We start from the raw sequence: 479 nt of genomic DNA on the forward strand, positions 1-479 counted from the left end.
TTTCTGCGGCATGACGGCATTAGCCACCGGCTTCTATTCCATGCTGATCCTGCGCGTGCTGTTCGGCATGGCCGAAGGGCCAATCTGCGCCTCCGCCAATAAAATGATCAACGGCTGGTTCCCGAAGAAACAGGCGGCGACCGCCATGGGCCTGCTCAGTGCCGGTTCCCCTTTGGGCGGTGCCGTCGCCGGGCCGATCGTCGGCTACCTGGCGTTGGCGTTCGGCTGGCGACCGGCGTTTATGATCATCTGCTCGATCGGCATCGTCTGGATGCTGGTGTGGTTCTTCGTGGTGGCGGATAACCCGGCGAAAAGCAAACGCGTCAGCGATAAAGAACTTGCGCTGATTAACCAGATGAAGGAAGAAACCCACAGCGCCGAAGAAGAGCTGAGCAATGCCGCGCACGGGCTGGGCTACTACCTGAAGCAGCCGATCATCCTGGTCACCGCATTCGCCTTCTTCTGCTACAACTATATCC

1 protein-coding gene is annotated in these 479 nt (G+C 59.1%); it reads left to right on the forward strand.

What is annotated here, in order from left to right; translation table 11 throughout:
• The coding region (locus MUU47_RS00200; RefSeq protein WP_258986123.1) for an MFS transporter at positions 1–479 on the forward strand (479 nt) is incomplete at both ends.

Origin of the sequence: Scandinavium hiltneri, assembly GCF_024764835.1 — a bacterium.
Classification (GTDB): domain Bacteria; phylum Pseudomonadota; class Gammaproteobacteria; order Enterobacterales; family Enterobacteriaceae; genus Scandinavium; species Scandinavium hiltneri.